Origin of the sequence: Treponema sp. OMZ 790, assembly GCF_024181285.1 — a bacterium.
Lineage (GTDB): Bacteria > Spirochaetota > Spirochaetia > Treponematales > Treponemataceae > Treponema_B.
Genome location: NZ_CP051201.1, coordinates 1,095,585 through 1,119,725 on the forward strand (window position 1 = coordinate 1,095,585; position 24,141 = coordinate 1,119,725).

Below are 24,141 nucleotides of genomic sequence, written 5' to 3' on the forward strand. Positions count from 1 at the left end.
ACTTCTGTTGCAGCTTTTTAGACAATGCGTAATACTACGTTTTTACCTTGGATTATAATATGGAAAAAATAGAAACAATTGTGGCTTTGGATATCGGAACATCCAGCATTCGAGCTATACTTTATAACCTTGCAGGTGAAGAACTTTTTTCCTCGCAGGTAAAATATAGCCCCGTTTTTTATAACGATGGGCGTGTAAGACAAAGCCCTACCAGCTGGGGCTTGTCTTTGATGCTTGTTTTGGGCAAATGTGCTCAAATTATAAATGAAAATCATTATAAGAATCTCGCTATCGCCGTTACTGCACAAAGAGCTTCGGTTCTATGTATGGATGAAAAAAATAATGTTATGGGCGATGTTCTTATGTGGCAGGAAAAAACCGCTTATGCGGAAACTGATAAGATAATAAAGGAAATTTCTGAAGCCGATATATATAAAATTACGGGTCTCAGAGCCGATTCTTATTTTTCAATGCCGAAAATCCTTTGGTTAAAACATCACGAGCCTGATATTTTTTATAATACCTATAAATTTTTAGGTATTCAAGATTATGTTATTTTCCAACTGACCGGAAAATATATAACGGATCATTCTCAGGCATGCCGCACTATGATGATGGATATAAAAACTTGTGAATGGAATGAAGACCTTTTAAAGATCGCCTGTATCAGCAAGGATAAATTGCCTGAACTGGTTTCTCCCGGAAACGTTGTAGGAAAAATTAGTATTGATACGGCTATGATGACCGGGTTAAATCCCGAAACAGCCGTTGTAATTGTAGGCGGAGATCAGCAAACAGCAGCTATAGGTATGGGAGTTATCAATGAAGGCTCTATAGAGGCAAATACGGGAACAGGCGCTTTTCTAATAACCCATACCGATAAGCCCGTTTTTCATCCTGAGCGTAAAACACTTTGCTCAGCCTCCGTTATAAAAGGTAAGTGGGTTGTAGAAGCCGGAATTCTCACAGGAGGAGCCTTGTATCATTGGTTTGGTAAAGAATTTGTACATAGTGAAGCAGCTTCTCCAACAATGGTAGATTATCCGACCTTGGATAATTTGGTCAAAAGTTCACCTGCAGGAGCAAACGGTATTGTTGCCTTACCTCATTTTAAAGGAGCTGCTGCACCTTTTTGGGATCCATATGCAAAAGGCGTTTTTTTTAATTTGACATTAGCCAATACAAGGGCCGATATGGCAAGAGCCTTACTTGAATCTGTGGTTCTGGATATGGGTGAAAATCTTAATCTTATTCAAAGTTTAGTATCTTCAAAATTCCGTGAGGTTATTGTTGCAGGAGGTTTAACTACACTTGATATATACAATCAAATTCAAGCGGATGTATTTAATCTCCCGGTAAGGATGCCGCCGACGGTGGAGGCTACAGCAAAAGGAGCTTTAATTTGTGCAATGGTAGCTTTAGGTATAGAAAAAGATCACATAAGTGCTTTTTCAAGAGTGGGGAGTGTGAATGAAAAAATTTTTAATCCTATTAAAAATAATGTTACACTTTACGAAAAAACTTTTGAATTCAGAGATAAGCTCTATAACACATTGGAAAATGGGAATATGTATAAAGAATCTTTTGATTATAATAATTATTTAAGAGATTTAATAAAAAACGATGGATAAAATATTTTTATGGGGGTATTCAATGATAACTAATTTAAAAAAATTGCTTTTAAACAGCAAAGGCGGAATTGCTTCTTTTAATACTGTTGATTTAGAAATGGCAAAAGGCTGTATCTTGGCCGCGGAAGAGCTTGATCGGCCTATTGTTATGGGTGTCGCATCAAGACATTGGGAAATCTTGGGAGGAAAAATCTTTTTGGCCTCCTTATTGGCTATGGTAAAAGAAGCTAAAGTTCCTATTGCATTGCATTTGGATCATGCTAAACCGGACCAACTCGATATGATTAAAGAAGCTATAGAAGGCGGTATGACTTCCATTATGATTGACGGGTCTACCTTGCCTCTGAAGGAAAATATAGAAATTACAAAAAAAGTTATAGAAATTTGCCATCCTTTGGATATCAGTGTAGAAGCTGAATTAGGAGCTATCATTGGAGATGAAGGAATTGCCAATTTGGTTGACTCATCCAAAACAAAAAAATATACCGATCCTAAGGATGCTGAATTTTTTTGTCAAGAAACAGGAGTTGAGGCACTTGCAATTGCAGTAGGCACAGCTCATGGATTGTATAAGGATCCCCCTAAGCTACAGCTTGAGTTAATTTCTGAAATACATTCTGTAGTTGGAGAAACTTTTTTAGTTTTACATGGGGCAACCGGTATACCGGATGAAGCCATAAAAGAGTCTGTAAAAAGGGGAATTAGAAAAATTAATTTCTTTTCCGGTCTTTTGCAGGAATCAATGAATACCGTCCGTTTAGTTGAAGATGGAGATAATGATTATGTAAAATTGAGAAAGGCTATTAGAGAGACTTGCAAAAATACGGCTAAAGAAATTATTGCTCTTTACAATTGCTGATTATAAGCCGGTCTTTGTAATCATTTAAGGTTTATGGAGGTATCTATGAAAAGAAGTTCTTTTAGTTTCATTATTTTATCATTTGTTTTAATTTTATTATCTTGTGTGAGCAATAATGGGAAAATAATTAATGAGGAATTAAAGCCGAATAATTTAGTATTTGAAGCAAAACAGATAACCGAATTTAAGAGTGGTAAAACTCTTACTTATAAGTACTATTGTCCTAAGACTGAAAAAGACAAAAAGAAAACTTATCCATTGGTTGTAATGGCAGGAAATTTTTTTGATGACTATCTGATTGATGAACTTACAAAAAAAATTAACGGCAAAAAGGAAAATGTCAGTTATATTTTACTGGAAAATACTGACCCTAATTCTTTAATTGCTGTTATAAATGATTTTAGATCTATGAACTATCCTATTACGGATGATATGATTTACCTTATTGTAAATAATACAAATACCAAATTTATTCCAAAAATAAAGCTTAATTATGAAGCCTTATTTGCCAATATAATTATTTTAGATATTACAAAAATTGAAGAATCCATTGATAAATTATTGGCTATAAGACGAGGTATTATTTATAATGCAGTCTTAAAATCGCAAAATATTTTATCTTCTGATGAAGATTCTAAATTGGCTGTTGACGGTAAATCAGATACCATTTGGACCGATAGTAAAAAAAGTCTGGAAATCGTTTTTGGGTTTGATAAGATCATGAAGATCAGCCGATACAGAATCGATAGTATGCAGCCTATGGGAGCTATAAAATTTGAAGTGTTTATTGGCAATAAATGGCAAACAGCAGATAATTATACTAATAATACAACAAATGTAATTGATCGCTGTGTACCAACAATCGAAGCCGATAAAGTTAGATTGGTATTTACAAATAAAGAGCTTGCCATAAAAGAAATAGAAATTTTTGCAGAATACAAAATAACGGAAAAATATAAAGTTTCAGAATTTAATTATAAGGGCGTAAAATTACCATACAGACTCTTTATACCGCAAACATTAAAACAGCATACTAACATTCCTTTGGTGGTCTTTTTACATGGAAGCGGTCAAAGAGGCTCTGATAATAGGCAGACTTTAGGTGTAACTAAGGCTGAAGGAGCTCTTATTTGGGCTTATCCTGAAAACCAGAAAAACTATCCCTGCGTAGTTTTGGTTCCGCAAATAGATAAAAACCAACTATGGAGAGATAAAGACGTTATGGATGCTTTCTTTAAATTAGTAGAAGACTTGCAAAAAACTTATCCTAACATAGACAAAGATAGGATTTACGGCACGGGCTTATCAATCGGAGCAGAAGGGTTGGCAAATATGTCAATTGTAAAGCCCGATTTTTTTGCGGCCATGCTACTTGTTGCCGGAGGTCCAAATAATCCGGTGGGAGGCGGTCCTGCTGTAGAAGAAACTGTTGTACCTAATGTTGCCAAATTTGCTAATATCCCGATGTGGGAAATGCAGGCATTTGATGATAATATCAGAAGTATAAACTTGACTACTAAAATGATAAATGCCTATAGAGACCTAGGTTTTAATCCTAAATTTACGGTTTATCTTCCGGGAGAGACTCATAAAGCCGCAACTAATGCTCATAGTTCTTGGTTGTTGGCATATAAGGATAACAGGATCTTTTCTTGGCTCTTTAAACAAAATAAAAATAACAGGCTTGCTCCTTTTCCCCAAGCTGTAAGCCGCATTCCTCAACTTACTGATGAGGATATATTAAAATTAGCAGAGCCGGGTAAGAATTATGTAGACTTTGATAAAGTTTTTAAATAATAAGGGAAAAGTCCAGTGAATATAAATTATCGTCTTTCAAAGCAAAACTCCCCTTGCTTTTATTAAGGTCATCGTGTATACTTTAGTGAGATAAAAATATAATGCTTAAAGATTTTAGGCTGTTTTAGGGAGATTAGTATGTATGATTTAATTGTTTTGGGCGGAGGCCCGGGCGGTTATGTTGCTGCCATAAAAGCAGGGAGGGCAGGGTTAAAAACCGCTCTTATCGAAAAAAACAGGCTGGGAGGAACCTGTCTAAATAAGGGCTGTATTCCTACAAAATACCTTCTTCATACAGCCGAAGTATTCGGCAGCTTTGCCGAAAACGACCTGGGTCTTTCAGGTGAAAACTTAAAATACGACATAAACTCCATCTACGAGAAAAAAAATGCCGTTATCGATAAACTTGTAGGCGGAATTGAAAAAATAATTGAAAATGCGGGGGTTGATTTTTTTAATGCAGAAGGCAAAATCACTTCAAAATCTTCAGTAAATGTAGACGGAAAAGAACTTGAGTTTAAAAATCTTATAATCGCAACAGGCTCTTCCGTATTCGCTCCTCCCATAGCCGGAATCGAAACGGCTTTAACCTCAGACGATATTTTGGGAAAAGAACCGGTCGATTTTAAGAGCGTCATCATAATCGGAGGCGGCGTTATCGGTGTAGAATTCGCTACAATGTATGCCAATTTAGGAAAAGAAGTAACCATCGTAGAACTTGAAAAAACAATCCTACCTCCCTTTGACAGGGATATAGCCATGCAGCAAGCCCTTGTTCTAAAAAAGAAGGGTGTAAAGATAATAAACGGTGCCATGGTTACCAAAATCGAAAAAACAGGCTGTACCTTCACGCTTAAAGAAAAAGAAGAACATATTACAGCCGATGCCGTAATCGTATGTATCGGCCGAATTGCAGAAATAAAAGACATCGGCCTTGACTCTGCCGGAATTGATCATGATAAGAGAGGCATAATCACAGATGCCTGCATGAAAACAAATGTCGACGGTATCTATGCTATAGGAGATGCCGTAAAGGGAAACGTAATGCTTGCCCACAATGCCGAAAATCAGGGCCACCTTGTTGTCGAAAATATTGTAAACAATACCAAACATGAAAAGCAAGACGTTATTCCTTCCTGTGTATACTCCACACCTGAGATTGCAGGTGTAGGTCTTTCGGAAAAAGAGGCGGAAGCTAAGGGCATAGCCGTAAAAATCGGTAAGGTTCCCATGGGTTCAAACGGAAAATCGGTGCTTTCCGGCTTGGATGTAGGCTTTATTAAGGTTCTCTTTGATCAAGAAGACAGGCTTGTAGGCTGTCAGATGATGTGCGATTCGGCTACAGATATGATAGGTGCTATCGGAACTCTTGTAACAAACAAGGCAAAGAGGGAAAATATCTTAAAATCCATGTATCCTCATCCGACGGTAGTAGAAGCATTCTATGAGGCCGTAGAAGATGTCGAAAAGTCGGCTACACACATGATCTATAAAAAATAACCATAAGAGAGCTTTAAAAAACTTCAGTTTTTAAAAATAACCTGACGGCAAGGTTTTAAGAGCTTTGCCGTTTTTAATTTTTTAATTAAAGCAATATTTTTTTATATATTTTCCTATTGCTTTTCTTTTATATCTGGTATACAATATAACTGGTAATGGGTAATTATCAATTACAAATTACCAATCACAAATTAATAAATTTAGGAGGGATAAGATGAAAAGAACACCTTATTATGAAAGTTTGCTCGCCAAAGGCGGCAAGTTCGTTGAGTTCGGCGGATATGAAATGCCTATTCAATTCGCCGGTATTTTAAAGGAGCATCTTGCTGTACGCAACAATGTAGGACTTTTCGATGTTTCGCACATGGGAGAGTTCTATATTGAAGGAGATAATGCCGAAGCTGCCATAAATGCTCTTATTACAAACGACATTCGAGGAATGGCTGACGGAGATGTCCGCTATACTCTTATGTGTAATGAAAAGGGCGGAATTGTAGATGACTTCCTTGTTTACCGCTATAATCAAAAGAAATTCCTCTTGGTTGTAAATGCCGGAAACCATGACAAGGACTATGACTGGGTAAAAAAACATTTAGATAAGAGCGTTACCTTCACAGACCGCTCACCCGAAATTGCTCAGCTTGCAATTCAGGGACCCAAGGCTACCGCATTGGTAAAAAAGTTTATTGATGCTTCTGCAATGCCCTCCGCTTATTATACCTTTAAAACATTCCAGTGCCCCAAGGGAGAAGTAATCGTTTCTCAGACAGGTTATACCGGTGAAGACGGTTATGAAATCTACTGCCCCAAAGAATGGGCTATCGAACTTTTTAATCAGGTTATGAAGGCAGGAGAAGAGTTCGGAATCGAGCTTTGCGGCTTAGGCTGCCGGGACACATTGCGCCTTGAAGCCGGAATGCCCTTGTACGGCCATGAAATGACTGAAGAAACCTTGGCTACCGAAGTAACCTTAAAACCCTTTATCAAACTTGAAAAAGAAGACTTTATCGGCAAAAAAGCTCTCGAATCCAATGAAGCTAAAAAAATCCGAAAAGGCTTTAAGATGATTGACCGCGGTATTGCCCGAGATCACGACAAGGTATTCTTAGGAGACAAGGAAATCGGCTATGTCACTACAGGAACTTCTTCGCCCTCATTAAAAGTCGGTATCGGACACATGAGAATCGACCGAGGAATTAAGGATGAAGAAGTATTTATCGAAGTACGCGGTAAAAAGCTCAAGGCTAAAATTGTACCTACAAGCTTTTTAAAAGAAATTAAGGGTTAATTAAAAAGGTTTTATAAGTTTTTACCAAAAACTTAAAAATATAAAATAGGAGTTAGATATGGAAATTAAAGAAGATGTAAAGTATTTGGAATCACACGAATGGTTCAAAAAAGAAGGAAACATCGGTATCATCGGTATCAGCGATTATGCTCAAGGTGAAATGGGCGATGTCGTATTCATTGAGCTTCCTGAAGTAGGAGATGAAGTTACAGCCGACAAGGCCTGTGCTACAGTAGAATCGGTAAAGGCCGTTTTCGAAATCATCAGCCCCATGACGGGAAAAGTCGTTGAAATAAACGAAGACCTCTTGGATGCTCCCGAAAAAATCAATGAAGATGCTTTCGGTGCATGGTTCTTTAAGGTAGAACTTAAAGGAGAGTCTTCAAAATTGATGGATGCAGGTGCATACAAAGGTCTCTGCAAGTAGTATTTGTAAGTAGACTTGATAAACAGTAGGGCAAAAACTGCCTCGCTGTTTATCTTCAAGTTTTGCCTTATTTTAATTAGGAGGGTTTATGTCTAACTATATTCCTCACTCCGCTGAGGAAACAAAAGAGATGCTTGATCTCATCGGCGTAAAATCGATTGACGATTTATACGGCTTTGACTGCAAAGACTGTAAAACAGTTGATGTAGGCGAGGGAAAGACTCAAGCACAAGTCGAAAAGTTCTTTCAAAATTTAAGCAGTGAAAACACTGTTTTTAAATCCATATTACGGGGTGCCGGAGCTTATAACCACTATGCTCCCGCAGCTGTAAGGCACATGGCTTCCAGAGAGGAATTCTTAACAGCCTACACACCCTATCAGCCCGAAATGAATCAGGGCGAACTTCAAGCAGGTTTTGAATATCAGTCTATGATCTGCGAACTTACCGGAATGGATGTTTCCAATGCCAGCGTTTATGACGGAGGCACGGCTGTAGCCGATGCCATAGTTATGTCCCTTGGCCGAAAACAAAACAAGGTTTTAATTTCGGAATGTGTTGAACCCAGCTCAATCGAAATTGCTAAAACCTATCTAAGGCACAGCGGCGTAGAATTCGTAATGATTCCCCGTGACGGCTATAAAACCGATGTTTCAAAGATTAAAGGTCTTTTAGATGAAACAGTCGGAGCCGTTATTATGCAGCAGCCCAACCGCTTCGGTACAATCGAAGACTGTGAAGCTGTAGGAAAAATGGTAGAAGGCACCAAAACCCAGTTTGTAATGAGCTGCAATCCTATTTCTTTGGCAATCCTAAAAACGCCGAAAGAATGCGGTGCTTCAATTGCTTTGGGTGAAGGACAGGCTTTAGGTCTTCCTCTTGGAGCAGGCGGCCCCTATCTAGGCTTCCTTTCTACAATCGAAGACAATATGCGAAAAATCCCCGGAAGAATCATCGGACAGTCAACCGACCATGACGGAAGAAGAGCCTTTGTTTTAACTCTTCAAGCCCGCGAACAACATATCAGACGCGAAAAAGCAAGCTCCAGTATATGTTCCAATCAAGCGCTTTGTGCTTTAAGAGCTTCAATGTTTATGTCTGCCTATGGAAAAGAAGGATTAAAAACCGTTGCAAATGTTTCTTTAAGCAATGCGCACTACTTTGCCGATGAGCTTAAAAAAATCGGTTTAACCGTAAAAAATAACGGCGAGTTCTTCCACGAATTCGTAACGGACGGAAAGGGAAAGGCTGATGCAATTCTTTCAAACCTTGAAAAAAACGGTGTTTTAGGCGGTTTAAAGATTTGTGATGATGCTATTCTTTGGTGTACAACCGATGTTCTTTGCAAATGCGAACTTGACAAGGCCGTAAAAATTATTAAGGAGGTATTGTAATGAGCGAATTGATTTTTGAAAAATCCGTAAAGGGTCATAAATTTGCCGAAGCAAAATTAACCGTACCCGAATACAAACTTGATTCAAAATATTTAAGAGCAAGCGATGCAAAACTTCCTGAAGTTTCGGAACTTGAATTTGTCCGCCACTATATGGAATTAAGCAAGAGAACTCACGGCGTAGATAACGGCTTTTATCCCTTAGGTTCTTGTACAATGAAGTATAATCCTAAGCTCAATGAAGAAGTTGCCGCTCTTCCGAACTTTACCAATATTCACCCCTTGCAGCCTGAACACACAATGAAAGGCTGTGTTGAAGTTATGGGCGACTTAGGTAAAAAACTCGGTGAAATTACCGGTATGGATGCCTTCTCCCTCCAGCCCTCAGCAGGTGCTCACGGAGAATTCACAGCCCTTTTGGTAATCCGAGCCTATCACGAAAAACGCGGCGATCATGCCCGAAACAAGATTTTGGTTCCCGATTCGGCACACGGTACAAACCCTGCCAGTGCTGCAATGGTCGGATGCGAAATCGTAAACATTCCTTCAGATAAAGACGGAAACGTTGATATCGAAGAATTAAAAAAGACTGTAGGAAACGATACTGCAGCCCTCATGCTTACAAACCCGAACACCCTCGGTCTCTTTGAAACCCATATCAAAGAAATTGCCGAAATTGTTCACAATGCAGGCGGCTTATTGTACTATGACGGTGCTAACCTTAACGCAATTATGGGAAGAGTAAGACCCGGAGACATGGGTTACGATATAGTTCACTTGAACTTGCATAAAACATTCTCAACTCCCCACGGAGGCGGAGGTCCGGGAAGCGGCCCTATCGGTTGTAAAAAATTCCTCGAAGAATTCTTACCTGTTCCTGTAGTTACCGGTTCTGACGGCAGCTATAAGTTAGACTATAACCGCCCGAACTCAATCGGAAGGGTTAGAAACTTCTATGGAAACTTCCTCGTATTCTTGCGTGCCTATGCCTATATCTTAACTCTCGGAAGCGAGGGCATAAGGGAAAGTTCAGGCTATGCCGTCTTAAATGCAAACTATCTAAAGAAAAAGCTTGAAAAAGAATATGAAGTTGCCTTTGACAGAACCTGTATGCACGAGTTTGTTCTCACCCTTGACAAGATCAAGGAAGAGACAGGTGTAAGTGCCCTTGACATAGCTAAGGGCTTAATCGACGACGGTATCCATCCGCCGACGATGTACTTCCCGCTCATCGTACACGAAGCCTTGATGTTTGAACCTACGGAAACTGAAAGCAAGTCCACATTGGACTTTACAGCCGAAGTTATGATCAAACTCAAAAAAGAAGCTTATTCAAATCCCGAAAAGCTTCACGGCTATCCCTACACACGCCCCATCGGCCGCGTAGACGAAACAAAGGCAGCCCGAGAACCTGTTTTAAGGTACAAGGCTTGCTGCTGTGACTGTAAATAAACAGTATTGAAGCTTTATCCCCCTCTAAAACTGATGTTTTTAGAGGGGGATTTTTTTTTGCTAATAGGTTACGAGAACATAAATCATTGACACATAAATATGTTGACTTGACAAAATACTATTTTAATGTAGACTATAAATAAGGAAATATATCGATGGCTGTACTTTCATTAAACGAAATAAAACTAAGGGCACAACAATTTGTACTGAATTGGAAAGATAAGGCTGCAACCGCACGGGAAGAGGCGGATGCCCAAACATTTGAAAACGAATTCTTTGCAATCTTCGGCGTTCCGAGGAGTAAAATTGCCGTTTTTGAACAAAAGGTAAAACTGCAAGACGGCTCAAACGGTTATATAGACCTTTTTTGGAAAGGTTACATTCTTATCGAAATGAAAACGCCCGGTAAGGACAGAAAAAAAGCCTTTGAACAGGCAAAAACTTATGCCAATGCGCTAAGTAATTCCGATATGCCTAAGGGAATTCTTATTTGCGATTTTTGCAATTTTGATTATTGGGAGCCTCTAAAAACATCAGTTTTTAGAGGGTTTCCTTAAATTTAATTTGCGATGTTTTTCATAAGTCATTGATACATAAGGACTTATGATTAGAGATGCTCTTCACGAATTGAATGCTGCCCTGTATAAAAAAATTATCTTCATACTATAAAAGGCAATACTTTTGCATAAGACAGTTTTACCACCTTGACTTCTTCTTATTTTTGATAACAATGTTAGCATAAATTCTTTTATATAGGGAGAGATGTTGAAGTTTGCGGCTAAAACACTGCCATATAGAAAATATTTAAATTTTTTGTATAATATGTGTTATGAGTTCTATAGATATAGCTTTGATGTGCAGGGCATTGAGCGACAGTACCCGTTTGGAAATAATTCAGATGTTAAACGATGGGGAAAAATGTGCCTGCAAGATTTTGGAAAAATTTTCAATTACACAGCCGACCCTTTCGTATCACATGAAAATATTAACCGACTGCGGTCTTGTTCTCACTCGAAAAGAATCCAAATGGATTAATTATTCTCTCGACAAGAAAAAACTTAAAACATTTCAAAAAGAAATTAACGCCTTAACCGATAAAAAATAATGCACCGAGCTAATAACGCACTCTCTCCTTTTCATGTATTGATTTAACTTCTGAAAAACTTTAAAAAAAAGCAAAAATACATATTGACAAATATCTATATGTTTTGTATGTTATACATAGAGAAATATCTATGTATAAGGAGGTGTCGTATGAACACATTTTTGGAACTCGCCAAAAGCAGACATTCCGTGAGGAGTTATGAAAAGCGTGCTGTTGAGGCGGAAAAGCTTAACTGTATTTTGGAAGCGGGGCGTATTGCTCCTACGGCAGCGAATATGCAGCCCTGCCGTTTTCTTGTTTTAAATGACGAGGCGGCGATGAGTAAGCTGCAAAAAGCATGTACTCCGCACGGGGCACCGCTTGCCATTGTGGTATGCGCCGACAAAAAAGCGGTGTGGGTTCGCCCCTTTGACAAGGCGAGCATGACAGATATTGATGCGAGTATCGCTGCCGACCACATGATGATGTGCGCTCAAGACATGGGGCTTTCAAGCTGTTGGATTACTTATTTTAAGCCCGATGTAGTGCGTGCCGAATTCAATATCCCCGATGATTTGATTCCGGTAAACATTTTGGTTATCGGTTACGGAAAAGAAGCGGCAAAATCGCCTGACCGCTATGACGATGAGCGGAATCCGATGGACATGATAGTTCAATACTCATCATTTTAGAAAAACAAGATGATAGATGTTGAACTCGGTCCTATAAGACCACCGTCGGAACATCAAAGCCTCTTGTTGCGTTTGACAAGAGGCTGTTCTTGGAACAGATGTTTTTTTTGCGGATTGTATAAGGGAATGCGCTTTTCGGTGCGTTCTACCGAAGAGGTTATAGGCGATATAAAAAAATATGCTGCCTATTACGGGGAACGCGCAAGTTTTTTTAAATCCTGCTTTTTGCAGGACGGAGATGCCTTTAATATTCCCGCAAAGGATTTTCGGCTAGAATAGATGCCCTATTACGGCTACAATAGGGCACATGTTTCAGCACTACACGAGGCAGCCTCGTGAAATACCATAACAAATAGTAAGAAAAAGCTTTTATATGGGCATCTTTTATTTCTGCAGAGGGGGATATTCCCCGATTTTCCGTGGCGGGGAAAATAATGTATTTATGAATAGAAATATAACCACCAGGATATAATCAAAAGAGCCGCCATAATTGGTAAATAAAAATGACTTATTGTTGGCATAGTTTTTTTTGGAACTCTGATATTAGAAATATCCATTGAAAAATCTATGTCTTTTTCATTTTTTTCTCGCACAATATCATATAACACACGATATGCTCGTTCTATTTTTAAGAAATGTATATTTAAAAGCCAAAATAATCCTGTAGGCATCATTGCACATAACATAATGAACCAACTCTCTTGTTTTCCAGCGAGAGCTAATACACCTACAACCAATAAAATTGTCCATGTCTTTAACTGAATGGAATTATTATTCATTCGTTCGATAACATTTTGAATAAATTCTAAATGTTTTAACTTATTATCCATAAATTCTACCTCTTTTTGATAAATTGTCTGTGAGTTTTATATCTGGAAATAAGAGGTTTAATTTCATTAATGCAGAATTCGGATATTTTTCGTCACTTGGCACATCCATTTCCCACCTAGACAACTCAGTCATTGATAATTTATATAAATTTTTAATATCAACAGGAAAAGCCATTGTTAGTTTCTTAGATTCTATAGAAAACGATTTTCTCATTTCTCCTTCAACAAACTTTCTGGGGCTATTTTTTCTGATAAAATTTAGTAATAATAATTCATAATATATCCAAGGAGAATAAGTCATTTGTCTAATATTATTTGTAGACAATGAATTGGGAGTATTAAAAAAGAAAACATAATCCATTTTATCTATCATTTTTAAAAGCGCTGTCGCCAATATCATATGAACATGGCTGGTGGATATATTTCTTTTTTCATAATCATATATCAATCCGTAGTACGTATCTTGTTTAACGCAGTATTCATCGTCAATTTTTTTTAATAATTCATTGGCGTATCCCCATACTCTTGAGTCAACAAAACTTTTTATACCGAATCGCTGATATAACCAGTGTTCAAACTTTTCCACTAATCCAATATCCTTATGTGAATGTGAGATAAAAACATGAGCATCAACACTTGGAAACCAGTCTTGTTCAAGACTTTGTACATCAATAGCATTATTAGGTAGCAAAAAATTTTCCAATGATCGCTGTATATTGAATTTATTAGAAATATCTATATCAAAAAAATTATCATAAAGCTGATTACTGTTTTTTAATAAATCATCTATTTCGTTCTCTGTTATTTTAACATTAAAAGCTCTATACATAGATATACTCCTTTCATATTTCAAAATACGAATATATTTTATAGAGGTCAAGGTATTTAATGAAATAATTATTTAATTTTTTGTATTTTATCACTCTTCAAAAGAGGTATAAATCATAATTTCAAGCATCAAAATACTTATAAAACTTTACAAGCTCTCCATCCAACACATAGCCTTATCTACCTTTTTATGATATAATTATCCTTACAATTAGGAGGTTTTGTAAAAAAACATCTTACCCATAGTTGAACAAGAATTACGTGATGAATATGGTTTTAAAATCGATGACTTTCGTCTGGAAGAACTATATCCTCTTGAAAGCTCTTATATTCAGCCTATGACAGTTTCATTATTAATACCTGAAGAAAAACCTAAAAATTTATTTACTACAACGGCTGTAAATTTACCATATACACGCATTTATAAGAAAATTGATTTTATAACGCTTCTATTTCTTTTAAGCTTAATCCTGTTCCTTCGGCTATTTTAGCAATATCAAAACCAAGCCGTTTAAATGCTGCCGCTGTTTCAAGAGCTTTTTGATATGAGCCTTGTTCAATACCTTGCTCAATTCCTTCAGCAAAGGCGATTTCCCGTTCTTCGGCACGTTGTACGGCTATATCGGTCTCATAATCATATTCGGCTAGTAACATATTTAATACCTCCTTAGTTTTGCGTTTTAAATAATCACGCAAAATATTGTTTGCTATACATTCTTCAATGGCTTTTTGAAAGCCGTTTTGAGGATCAGTTTTTTTCCATTTCCGTACCGTTTCTACAAATATGGTGTATTCATACATTGTTTTACAGTTTTTCAATACAGGATGGCATTTTTGATGATTTATGTTTATTACCTTAACTATCAATTCAAGATTAGGTTCTTCTGTTTTTTCAATAAAAGCATCCGATAATTTTAATGTCTTATCACAAGGAAAAGTTTCTTCTCCATTGTAAAATACATAGAATTCCGGAATCGGGATATACAGCAATTTACGGCTATATTTTTCTTTTGATTCAAAGAGTGTTTCATATAGCCGGGTGACATATTCAAGGCAGCGTAAAGGCATGTTGGGGTTAATAGTGGACTGATGTTCCGCCAGAACTATGATTTTATTGTCTACTAGATAAGAAACATCATTATAAAATATCATATACAAGATTTGGTCAAGCCTTATACTTTTCAGTTGCTCTTTATCGCTAAGAGCAGTATTATGTAACGCATTATATAGCGACAAAAAATTCTCTTTTGCTTTTTCATCTTCACTAAAAAGGTCAACAAAAACCGAGTCTTTGTATTTTCTGTTTGAAGTGCTCATAATTATCCGCCTCTCCTAACTGTTTGTATTATAGCATATATTATAATTTTTTGTAAGCTGTGTTATGCCAAAACTAGCTCTTGACGAATTCGGAAAAATATGGGATTATAATTATCTTGAGGTGATTTTATGGATGAAAAATTAAATTTGGTTATTCTTGACGGGTTTACTTCCAATCCCGGAGACCTTTCTTGGGAAGAGTTAAAAGCCGTTTCAAATCTTACAATATACGATAAAACAAGTGCGGATGAGCTTATTGAAAGGTGTAAGGAGGCAGATGCCGTTCTTACAAATAAGGTCGCTTTTTCTAAAGAAATAATGGACGCCTTGCCTCGTCTTAAATATATAGGTGTTTTGGCTACAGGATACAATATTGTCGATGTCGAAGCTGCGAGGGCTAAAAATATCTGTGTAACAAATATTCCGTCGTACAGCACGGACAGTGTGGCCCAACTCGTTTTTGCTCTTATTTTCCATTTTTATTGGCGTGTAAAAGAGCACAGCGATGAGGTTATGGCCGGAAAATGGACTTCTTCTCCTCATTTTTGCTATCACAGTTTCGATATAAGGGAGCTTTCCGATAAAACCCTAGGAATTGTCGGCTTCGGCAACATAGGTCAAGCTGTCGCAAAAATTGCCCTTGCCATGAACATGAAGGTAATCTACTTTAACCGTTCGTCAAAAACCGTCAATGGCTTGGAAGAAGCAAAACAGGTTTCAATCGATGAGCTTTTTTCTTCTTCCGATATAATAAGCTTAAACTGCCCTTTGACTGAAGAAACAAGGGAAATTATAAATGCCGGCTCTTTAAAAAAAATAAAAAAAACTTGTATCATAATCAATACGGGAAGGGGCCCTCTTATAAACGAAAAAGATGCAACTGAGGCCTTAAAAGAAAAAAGGCTTGCAGGGCTTGCCTGCGATGTATTAAGTTCCGAGCCGCCTCATAAAGATAATCCCTTGTTTAACGCTCCTAACTGCATTATAACGCCCCACATGGCATGGCAAACCCTTGAGGCAAGGGAAAGGCTGATAAAAATAGCTGCCGACAACGTAAAAGCCTTTATTTCAGGAAAGGAGATAAACAGAGTAAACTAAATTGTAAATTCTTTATAAAGAATTAAGATTTCAAGGGAAAAAATCCTTGCTATTTTGGCAAACATATTGTACAATTATTGGTGTAAGGTGGATTTAACTTAGGTTATAGAATATATGACATAAGGAGTATGCGAATGAGCCGACTTGAGATCTTTTCACAAAACAAATCACAACTTGTTGTTGAAGAGCTTTATAAAAATCTTCAACATAGAATAGAAGCAAGCCCGCCTGGTCTTTGCCCTGTTTACATAACACGTGCGTTTATCGAAATGTGTCATGCCCAAACTTGCGGAAAATGTGTGCCTTGCCGTATAGGCCTTTTACAGTTAAAGCATATTTTAACCGATGTCCTAAACGGAGATTCCACAATGGAAACCCTTAATCTTATTGAAGAAACGGCAAAATCGATAAGAGAAACGGCAGACTGTGCCTTGGGTTATGAGGCTGCAGATATGGTTTACAGAGCCATAATTTATTGCCGTGACGACTTTGAAGAACATGTAAAAAACGGAAGATGCGGTTGTATAACAACTCAACCAGTGCCCTGCGTAGCCCTTTGCCCTGCAAATGTGGATATTCCGGGCTACATAGCTCTTGTGAGAGATGAAAAATATGCTGATGCTGTCCGCCTAATAAGAAAAGATAATCCATTCCCCTCTACATGTGCCTTTATCTGTGAACATCCTTGCGAACATAGGTGCCGCCGAAATATGGTAGATAGTGCTATAAATATAAGGGGATTAAAAAGAGTTGCCGTAGAATTTGCAGGTAAAGTGCCTCCGCCTCCATGCGCTCCTTCTACAGGAAAAACAATAGCTATAGTCGGAGGCGGTCCTGCAGGGCTCACCGCGGCTTATTATTTACAGCTCATGGGGCATCAGACAACCGTATATGAAATGCTGCCCAAATTAGGAGGAATGCTCCGTTACGGTATACCTAATTACCGTCTTCCTAAGGACAGGTTAGACGAAGATATAGATGCAATTCTCGAAACCGGAGTTAAAGTTGTTTACGGTAAAAAAATAGGAACCGACATAGAACTCAATGAACTTATAAAAGATAATGATGCGGCTATTATAGCAATTGGAGCCTCAACCGACAAAAAACTAGGCCTTGAAGGAGAAGATGCCGAAGGCGTTATCTCTGCCGTTCAATTCCTTAGAGATGTGGGAATGGATAATGGTATGGATTTAACAGGCAAAAAAACTGCAATAATAGGAGGCGGAAACGTTGCCATGGATGCTGTGCGTACTGCTGTCCGCCTAAAATCCGAAAAAGTTACCTGTCTTTATCGAAGGCGTGTAGCCGATATGACGGCTCTTCCTGCCGAAATTGAAGGAGCCTTAGCAGAAGGTGTAGAAATGATGACCTTAAAAGCACCTTCAAAACTTGAAGTAAAGAATGGAAAACTCACAGGCGTTTGGGTTACTCCCCAGATGATTTCCAAAATAAAAGACGGCCGAGCCTCCGTTGTATCTACAGGGGAACCGGATATTTTTATTCCGTGTGAAGTGCTTGTCGTTGCAATAGGACAGGATATCGAAACTCAGCATTATGAAGAGTCAGGTATACCTATTGATAGAGGCAAGCTTTTTACGATGCCCAGCGCAAGTTTTAAAGGAATTCCCGGATTATTCTCGGGCGGGGATTGTGCTTCAGGCCCCTCAACAGTTATAAAGGCCATCGCCGCCGGAAAAGTTATGGCTGCAAACATAGATGAATATTTAGGTTACAGCCACACTATAAGCTGTGATGTAGAAATCCCTACACCTAATATAGATGACCGGCTTGCATGCGGAAGGGTAGAATTGGGCGAGAGGGAGGCCTCGGAAAGAATAAAAGACTTTAAAGGTGTAGAATTATGCATGAGTAAAAAAGAGGCTTGTCAGGAATCAAACCGCTGTCTTAAATGCGATCATTTCGGCTTTGGAATATTTAAAGGAGGGCGTGAACGATTATGGTAAATTTGACTATAGATAATATAAAAATAACTGCTGATGACAACATGACAATTATGGAAGCTGCCGATAAATCGGGTATTCCTATTCCGAGACTTTGTTTTTTAAAAGACATCAATGAAATCGCCGCATGCCGTGTATGTGTTGTTGAAGTTGAAGGCAAGGAAAAACTTATAACCTCCTGTAACAACTCAGTCGAAGAAGGAATGATTGTATATACCAATAGTCCTAAAGTAAGGCTTGACAGAAGAAGAACGGTTCAGATGATTTTGTCTCAACATGATTGTAAGTGTGCAACCTGCGTAAGAAGCGGAAACTGTGCATTACAAACACTGGCAAACGATCTTAACATTCAAGATGTATTATATGAAGAACAGCTTGAACATCAGCCCTGGGATAAGAAATTTCCTCTTATACGGGATTCAAAAAAGTGTATTAAATGTATGCGCTGTATTCAGGTTTGCGACAAGGTTCAAAGCCTTAATATTTGGGAATTGGAAGGAACGGGAGCCAGAACAACCATAAATGTTTCGGGCTCAAGAACCATAGCCGAAGCCGATTGTTCTTTATGCGGTCAGTGCATAACTCATTGTCCCGTAGGAGCTTTGCGCGAAAGAGACGATACCGAAAAATTCTGGAGAGCGGTTGCCGATCCTGATAAGGTTGTTGTTGTTCAAGTTGCCCCTGCAATCCGTACGGCTTGGGGAGAACACTTAGGCCTTGATCTAAAAGACGCTTCCGTCAACAAAATATTCGATGCCCTAAAACGAATGGGGGCCGACTATGTTTTTGATACAAGTTTTTCGGCCGACTTAACCATAATGGAAGAAGCTTACGAATTTCTTGAGCGTTTTTCAAAGGGAGAACTAAAAGATAGGCCGATGTTTACCTCCTGTTGTCCGGGGTGGGTACGTTTCATAAAAAGCCAATATCCCCATCTGGTTTCTTATCTTTCTTCGGCAAAGTCTCCAATGCAGATGTTCGGGGCTGTTATGAAGTCTTATTTTGCAGAGACAATCGGTAAAAAGCCTGAGGATATTTTTTCGGTTGCAATTATGCCCTGTGTCGCAAAAAAAAGCGAGATAGATATGGAGCTTTTCTATGGGGAGTATGCAGGTCACGATATGGACTGTGTTATTACAACCAGAGAATTTGTAAGAATGATTAAGTCAGCCCATATTCTTCCCGAAACCCTCAAAGAAATAGAAGCGGATAAACTTTTCCACGATGCTTCAGGTGCAGGAATTATCTTCGGAGCTACAGGCGGTGTCATGGAAGCGGCCTTGCGCACAGCTTATTACGCAATCATGGGAGAAAATTGTCCGCCCGATGCTTTTAATGTCGTAAGAAATTCCTTACAAGAAGAATCAGGCATTATTGAAGCTTCCTTTAATCTCAAGGATATTAAGTTGAGTATAGCTGTTGCAAGCGGCTTAGGCAATACAAGACGGCTTATCGATTCCATAGAAGCTGGTGAAAAACACTATGATTTTGTAGAAATTATGGCTTGTCCCGGCGGCTGTGTAGGAGGAGGAGGGCAGCCCATACATGACGGTTATGAATTGGCTTTTGACAGAGGGCAAAATTTATACTTTATCGATAAGAATTCGAAATTACGCTATTCCCATGAAAATGAAGATATAAAAACCCTCTATAATAATTTCTTCGAAAAACCGAATAGCCATAAAGCTCACAGTCTTTTGCATACGGATCACTTTTTATGGGAAATGCCTCGAAGTCCTAAGCGGGATAGAAAGGGGTATGTTATAAGTAAAAATACCGTAATAAAGATACCATAGAATAAGCGATACGGAGATTTTTCCCCTGTTGTTCTTTCTTTAAAATTTATGTATACTTACTTCCAAGAGTATTTTTAATACTCTTGGAAGGATTTTTATATGAACTGGAAACTGATTTATTTTTTATTGATAGTATTATTTTTAGGCTTGTTTGCAGGATTTAACATGAAAAATTCTTGCGATGTTTCTTTGATTTTTTATACGTTTGAAAATATACCTGTTTATGTAAGCAATATTTTTTCGTTTTTAATCGGTCTTATTTTAACCATTCCTTTTTTCTTTGGAAGCAAGAAAAAGAAAAATAAGCAGACGAAAGAAATAAAAGAAACTCTTACCGCGAGCGACGGAATCGGAATAGATACTGTTGATCTAAAAAAACCTAAAAAATCATGGTTTAAGCGTAAAAAAGAATCTAAAACTTCAATTCCTGAAAATAATCCTGAGATTAAATGAGGTAAAAAAGTATTTATGGAATTAAAGATAAAAAAAATATTGTTTTTTTTATTTTCTCTCTTTTTTTTGCATAGCTTAACGGCTCAAGATTCCTTGCCTCAAAATATTCAAAAGATTATAAAAAACGGTTTCACAAAAAAAACTCCTCGTGAAGTTTCTTCATTTATTGAAGCCGAAATAAAAAAAATATCTTCAAATGCGGAAAAAATTATAGCCCTTTCGGTTTTAGCCGACTATGAAGAAAGATTCGACTTATTTTCTCGAGCCGGAAAACACTATCTTGAAGCTGCAGAACTTTCTCCCGAAGCCGGAAAAAAAACTCTTTTAACCAAGGCTCTCGGAGCCTTTCTTTTGGCTGACAACATAACCGATGCTTCCGAACTTTGCAGCAGCCGCTTATTACCGTCGGTTAATGAACCTTTTTCAAAAGACGATATAAAAATCCTCACATTTTTTGAATGGTTAAAATTGAAATCTGAAGAAGATGCAGCTCTTACAAACATAAAAAAATATGTTGTAGATTCAAGATTTAAAGAATTTCATCCGGCACTTCTTTTAAGCCTTTGGTGGGTAGATGGGGATAAAAAGGCTGAAAATACTCTTTTAAAAAAATTTCCTAACAGCATTGAAGCAGGTGTTGTAAGAGGCGATACAATTTTAAGTCCTAAAACTTTCTGGTATTTGATGCCGAGGAATATTGCATTAAAAGAAACAGATGCAGAAGATGAGGATAAACCGATAGGTAAGACTCAAGGAACCGTACAATCCCAAGAATCCCAAGGAAATTTTTCCGCCAAATTTTATCAGACCGGTTTTTTTAAAAAAGAAAATTTTGCAAAGGGGCTTTCAGATGAGCTTAAAAAGAAAGGTTTTACCGTACTTATAAAAAAAGAAGAACGCGGAGATGAAACTTTTTTTTCGGTTTTGGTAAAAGATGACGGTAAGGGAGATATGGTTATACGCTTAAAAAGTGAGGGTTATGAAGCAGTTCCTATCTTTGATTAGTTCTTTTTCTTATTTGTGTCAGCTTTTACTTCTTTTTTGATCTCAGGCGGATTTAAAAGTCTTTCGATTTCTTTTTCCAGTTCACTAATAGTTTTTTTGTCGTCATCTTGTGTAAATTTTTCTTTTGATTCGTCGAGAAGTTCTTTTGCTTCTTCATATTTTTTTACGATAATTAAAAGCCTCACATAATTAAAAAAATATTCGGGAGTTTCTTTATCTTCCAAATAAATCTTTTCATAAATTAAAAGAGCTTTTTCTTCATTACCGGAAGATGCCAGGGCATAGGCATAGGCTGTAGATATTTTTATGTTTTCGGGAGCTTTTTTGTAAAGAGGTTCAATATATTTTAGGCAAGAATCCCAATCTTTTTGAAGAGCATAAACTTGAGCCAGATTATATTGGACCGCATTTTTATATTTTTCCGACCTTTCGGCTTTAAGATAATAATCTACAGCCTTAGAATAGTTTTTTATCTCCGTATAGCCTTGAGCAATTGAAAAATACTCTCCTGCAAGGTCTTCTTCAACGGAGCCCTTTGCAAAAGCTTTTGAAAACGAAATAAAAAAGAAGACTCCCAAAAAAAGTATAAAAATATTTTTTTTCATTTTTTTACCCATCATAAAAACTCTTTAGTTTCCTAAAACGGTTTTCTCTATCTGTCTTAATTGAGAGCGGTATAACCCCGAAATATTTGAGCCGTAATCTGCAAGGAGCTGAATGATGTTTCGAGGTGTTTCATCAGTGTCGTTTCCGTTTATTCTGTCTCCTGCATCGCCCAAGCCCGGCATTATATAGGCCGAGGTGTTTAGGGCAGGATCCATCCAAAGGGTGTAGAGGGTACAATTATCCAAGGCACGCACAATACGCAAAGCTCCCTTTAAGGCAGAAATTACATGGAAGCAGCTTATGGATTTCGGCTTTATACCCAATTTTTTTAAATGCTTTACAACTGTTACAAGACTTCCTCCGGTAGCATTCATAGGATCGGCAAAAATAAGATCTTTGCCGTCCAATTCTTTTAAGTTAAAATATGACCTATCCAAATCAAGGATGTACTGCATATCATCTTCTTTGCGGGAATCATCCCTTTTAATCTTAAAGAGGGCAAAGGGGGTTACATAGCCGTGAGAAGAATATTCTTCGATTTCTTTTGAAAGAATCATTGAAGGGAGAAGGGCTCCTCTCAACATAACGCACATAACTGTGTTTTCGATTTTATGGTCGATATCGGTTATTTTGTGAACGGCATAGTTTTGCACCGGATCGGTAACAGGAGTTTTTACTACAAGATAGTTTTTCTTATCTTTTTGGTGCCCCTTATAAGCAAGTTTAAAAAGCATTTCAAAAGAACGCTGGGTGTAATATAGGAATTCGCTGTGTTCCGTCTTTATAGAGCGGAGCTTTGCAATAACTCTTGAAGCCTCGGCATGACTTTCGTGTTCCGTATCGAAGGAAAAAACTTTAAGTTGCGGGATTTCCTTGCAGATATTTTGCATAAGATGTCCCATCTCGGTATAGAGCCTTATAACCTCTTCCTTGGCCTTTTTCTTCTTTTCTCCGTTCTCCTTTTCTAAAACCTTAAAATTTTCAATAGCTTCCCGGTAAAGAGCATTCATTTCGTTAAGATGCCTTAGATCGTCTTCAGTTAAATACCCGTCAAGAGCTTCAGCTCCCATAATTACCTTACCCATATCGGCTCCTAATTTACAATCAGGGAAGTATAAAAGAAAATCTGTAAAAATTCAAGTACTCGCTGAAAATCTGATATCCGTGTCCGATTTTTCAGCTTAGAGTTTGTGGCAAGCACAAACTCTTGAAGTTGGGAACCACCGGCATCCGTGCCGGCTCGGGAATGTACATCCGTGTCCGATTTTTCAGCATGGTAAGATTACTTATTATTTTTTAGTATATATTTATATAGTGCTTTTTTTATATCTATTGATATATTTGCTACATTTTTTCTTGCAGGAGTATGTAATGGGACAACACGGATTGATCTTCCTTTAAAAGTATAATAATAGATATTTATTTTTTTACCTTGCTCTTCATGAGTTTCCGGTTTATTGTTTTTATCTTGTTTTAAAATGGCATCGTCAGTTTCTACATAATATTTTTTAAAAAATTTTTTGTACATGTCTTTGGAAGTAAGTACGATTGTATCAATACCTTTATATTTATCAAGAAGGGAGTTAAGATCGTTAGTTTCCATAACTTCAAGGTTTTTATCTGAATTATTATTTTCAGTTCGTATTGCTTTTTTGACAATATCTGTTATGCCTATATTGTGTTTTTCCAATACTTCTTTTTTTTCTTTTATTGTCTTTAATGAATTTTCTTTACAACATAAAGCATATTCTATTAATTCCCAAAATTCGTTACGCTTATTGCCGTAATACCAATCTTCTTTGTCATTCTCTTTATTAGGATCCGTAAAATCTTTTCCCGGAAAGGTGCCCAATATTAGTGTCTTTGTGTTTTTAGAGACGAAGGGTTCAAACGGATGTACATGTTCTGTGCTGCTATTTAAAGCAGAATTGTTTTTGTTGTTCATAAAATTTTCCTTAAAATATAATTTTTCCGCTTTTTGCGATTGCCCTTATAAATTGCGGAAAGTTTTATAAGGGCAGTTTAATTATTTACCAAAGGCCAGAATATCCGTGGTTCCATATTTGGCGAGTTTTCGGCAGAAAACTCGAAGCTCAAAATCTGACAAGGATGTCCGATTTTGAGC

The 24,141-nt window shown here is 37.5% G+C and carries 23 protein-coding genes; 17 read left to right on the plus strand and 6 right to left on the minus strand.

All coding sequences use genetic code 11. The features are described 5' to 3' along the window. Positions 1 to 59: 59 nt before the first annotated feature. The 12 genes from E4O01_RS05380 (at position 60) to E4O01_RS05435 (ending at position 12,401) form a co-directional block, all read left to right on the plus strand. Positions 60 to 1,631: an FGGY-family carbohydrate kinase gene (locus E4O01_RS05380; RefSeq protein WP_253694754.1), complete on the plus strand. Its 1,572-nt coding sequence runs from the start codon at positions 60 to 62 to the stop codon at positions 1,629 to 1,631. Beyond that, a complete protein-coding gene (locus E4O01_RS05385; RefSeq protein WP_253694755.1) occupies positions 1,624 to 2,490 on the plus strand; it encodes a class II fructose-bisphosphate aldolase in 867 nt (288 codons plus the stop codon). Before E4O01_RS05380 ends, E4O01_RS05385 begins: the two co-directional genes overlap by 8 nt. 45 nt (positions 2,491 to 2,535) lie before the next feature. Beyond that, positions 2,536 to 4,287 (plus strand): PHB depolymerase family esterase, encoded by a 1,752-nt coding sequence (locus tag E4O01_RS05390; RefSeq protein WP_253694756.1) that lies wholly within the window; start codon positions 2,536 to 2,538, stop codon positions 4,285 to 4,287. Positions 4,288 to 4,425: 138 nt separating this feature from the next. Beyond that, the gene (gene lpdA, locus E4O01_RS05395; protein WP_253694757.1) at positions 4,426 to 5,787 is read left to right on the plus strand and encodes a dihydrolipoyl dehydrogenase; all 1,362 of its coding nucleotides are present in this window, start codon (positions 4,426 to 4,428) and stop codon (positions 5,785 to 5,787) included. A gap of 214 nt (positions 5,788 to 6,001) precedes the next feature. Further along, positions 6,002 to 7,075 carry a glycine cleavage system aminomethyltransferase GcvT gene (gene gcvT / locus E4O01_RS05400; protein ID WP_253694758.1) on the plus strand — a complete coding sequence of 358 codons (1,074 nt, stop codon included), beginning with the start codon at positions 6,002 to 6,004 and terminating at the stop codon, positions 7,073 to 7,075. Positions 7,076 to 7,133: 58 nt separating this feature from the next. Further along, positions 7,134 to 7,502 (plus strand): glycine cleavage system protein GcvH, encoded by a 369-nt coding sequence (gcvH, locus tag E4O01_RS05405; protein WP_253694759.1) that lies wholly within the window; start codon positions 7,134 to 7,136, stop codon positions 7,500 to 7,502. Positions 7,503 to 7,590: 88 nt separating this feature from the next. Next, positions 7,591 to 8,895: an aminomethyl-transferring glycine dehydrogenase subunit GcvPA gene (gene gcvPA, locus E4O01_RS05410; protein ID WP_253694760.1), complete on the plus strand. Its 1,305-nt coding sequence runs from the start codon at positions 7,591 to 7,593 to the stop codon at positions 8,893 to 8,895. Next, positions 8,895 to 10,346: an aminomethyl-transferring glycine dehydrogenase subunit GcvPB gene (gene gcvPB, locus E4O01_RS05415; protein ID WP_253694761.1), complete on the plus strand. Its 1,452-nt coding sequence runs from the start codon at positions 8,895 to 8,897 to the stop codon at positions 10,344 to 10,346. The genes gcvPA and gcvPB overlap by 1 nt, the downstream gene beginning before the upstream one ends. 155 nt (positions 10,347 to 10,501) lie before the next feature. After that, positions 10,502 to 10,903: a type IIL restriction-modification enzyme MmeI gene (locus tag E4O01_RS05420; RefSeq protein ID WP_253694762.1), complete on the plus strand. Its 402-nt coding sequence runs from the start codon at positions 10,502 to 10,504 to the stop codon at positions 10,901 to 10,903. Between the two features lie 272 nt (positions 10,904 to 11,175). After that, a complete protein-coding gene (locus E4O01_RS05425) occupies positions 11,176 to 11,451 on the plus strand; it encodes an ArsR/SmtB family transcription factor (protein ID WP_002678328.1) in 276 nt (91 codons plus the stop codon). Positions 11,452 to 11,600: 149 nt separating this feature from the next. Beyond that, complete coding sequence (locus E4O01_RS05430) at positions 11,601 to 12,122, plus strand: nitroreductase family protein (protein ID WP_253694763.1); 522 nt, start codon at positions 11,601 to 11,603, stop codon at positions 12,120 to 12,122. A gap of 9 nt (positions 12,123 to 12,131) precedes the next feature. Further along, positions 12,132 to 12,401, plus strand: a complete 270-nt coding sequence (locus E4O01_RS05435) for a radical SAM protein (protein WP_253694764.1) — start codon at positions 12,132 to 12,134, stop codon at positions 12,399 to 12,401. Between the two features lie 161 nt (positions 12,402 to 12,562). On the opposite strand, the gene E4O01_RS05440 is transcribed toward E4O01_RS05435, so the two are convergent. From E4O01_RS05440 to E4O01_RS05450, 3 genes are all read right to left on the minus strand, one after another. Next, on the minus strand, positions 12,563 to 12,952 hold the full coding sequence (locus E4O01_RS05440; protein WP_253694765.1) for a hypothetical protein: 390 nt from the start codon (positions 12,950 to 12,952) through the stop codon (positions 12,563 to 12,565). After that, positions 12,945 to 13,781, minus strand: a complete 837-nt coding sequence (locus E4O01_RS05445) for a hypothetical protein (RefSeq protein ID WP_253694766.1) — start codon at positions 13,779 to 13,781, stop codon at positions 12,945 to 12,947. The genes E4O01_RS05440 and E4O01_RS05445 overlap by 8 nt, the downstream gene beginning before the upstream one ends. Positions 13,782 to 14,218: 437 nt before the next feature. Further along, positions 14,219 to 15,097, minus strand: a complete 879-nt coding sequence (locus E4O01_RS05450) for an Rpn family recombination-promoting nuclease/putative transposase (RefSeq protein ID WP_253694767.1) — start codon at positions 15,095 to 15,097, stop codon at positions 14,219 to 14,221. A gap of 129 nt (positions 15,098 to 15,226) precedes the next feature. On the opposite strand from E4O01_RS05450, the gene E4O01_RS05455 reads away from it, so the two are divergent. From E4O01_RS05455 to E4O01_RS05475, 5 genes are all read left to right on the plus strand, one after another. Then, positions 15,227 to 16,195 (plus strand): D-2-hydroxyacid dehydrogenase, encoded by a 969-nt coding sequence (locus E4O01_RS05455; RefSeq protein ID WP_253694768.1) that lies wholly within the window; start codon positions 15,227 to 15,229, stop codon positions 16,193 to 16,195. 134 nt (positions 16,196 to 16,329) lie between these two features. Then, a complete protein-coding gene (locus E4O01_RS05460; RefSeq protein WP_253694769.1) occupies positions 16,330 to 18,159 on the plus strand; it encodes an NAD(P)-binding protein in 1,830 nt (609 codons plus the stop codon). Then, positions 18,153 to 19,952: a [FeFe] hydrogenase, group A gene (locus E4O01_RS05465; RefSeq protein WP_253694770.1), complete on the plus strand. Its 1,800-nt coding sequence runs from the start codon at positions 18,153 to 18,155 to the stop codon at positions 19,950 to 19,952. Before E4O01_RS05460 ends, E4O01_RS05465 begins: the two co-directional genes overlap by 7 nt. 99 nt (positions 19,953 to 20,051) lie before the next feature. Then, complete coding sequence (locus tag E4O01_RS05470) at positions 20,052 to 20,405, plus strand: hypothetical protein (protein ID WP_253694771.1); 354 nt, start codon at positions 20,052 to 20,054, stop codon at positions 20,403 to 20,405. Between the two features lie 15 nt (positions 20,406 to 20,420). Then, entirely contained in the window at positions 20,421 to 21,410 is a 990-nt protein-coding gene (locus E4O01_RS05475; RefSeq protein WP_253694772.1) for a hypothetical protein, read from the plus strand. Here E4O01_RS05475 and E4O01_RS05480 read toward each other — a convergent pair. The 3 genes from E4O01_RS05480 to E4O01_RS05490 all read right to left on the minus strand — a co-directional run bounded on the left by E4O01_RS05480 (position 21,407) and on the right by E4O01_RS05490 (position 23,961). Then, positions 21,407 to 22,015: a tetratricopeptide repeat protein gene (locus E4O01_RS05480; protein ID WP_253694773.1), complete on the minus strand. Its 609-nt coding sequence runs from the start codon at positions 22,013 to 22,015 to the stop codon at positions 21,407 to 21,409. The two genes, E4O01_RS05475 and E4O01_RS05480, sit on opposite strands and share 4 nt — an antisense overlap. A gap of 24 nt (positions 22,016 to 22,039) precedes the next feature. Next, complete coding sequence (locus E4O01_RS05485; protein ID WP_253694774.1) at positions 22,040 to 23,101, minus strand: uracil phosphoribosyltransferase; 1,062 nt, start codon at positions 23,099 to 23,101, stop codon at positions 22,040 to 22,042. 197 nt (positions 23,102 to 23,298) lie between these two features. Beyond that, on the minus strand, positions 23,299 to 23,961 hold the full coding sequence (locus tag E4O01_RS05490) for a uracil-DNA glycosylase family protein (RefSeq protein WP_253694775.1): 663 nt from the start codon (positions 23,959 to 23,961) through the stop codon (positions 23,299 to 23,301). Between the last annotated feature and the right edge of the window lie 180 nt (positions 23,962 to 24,141).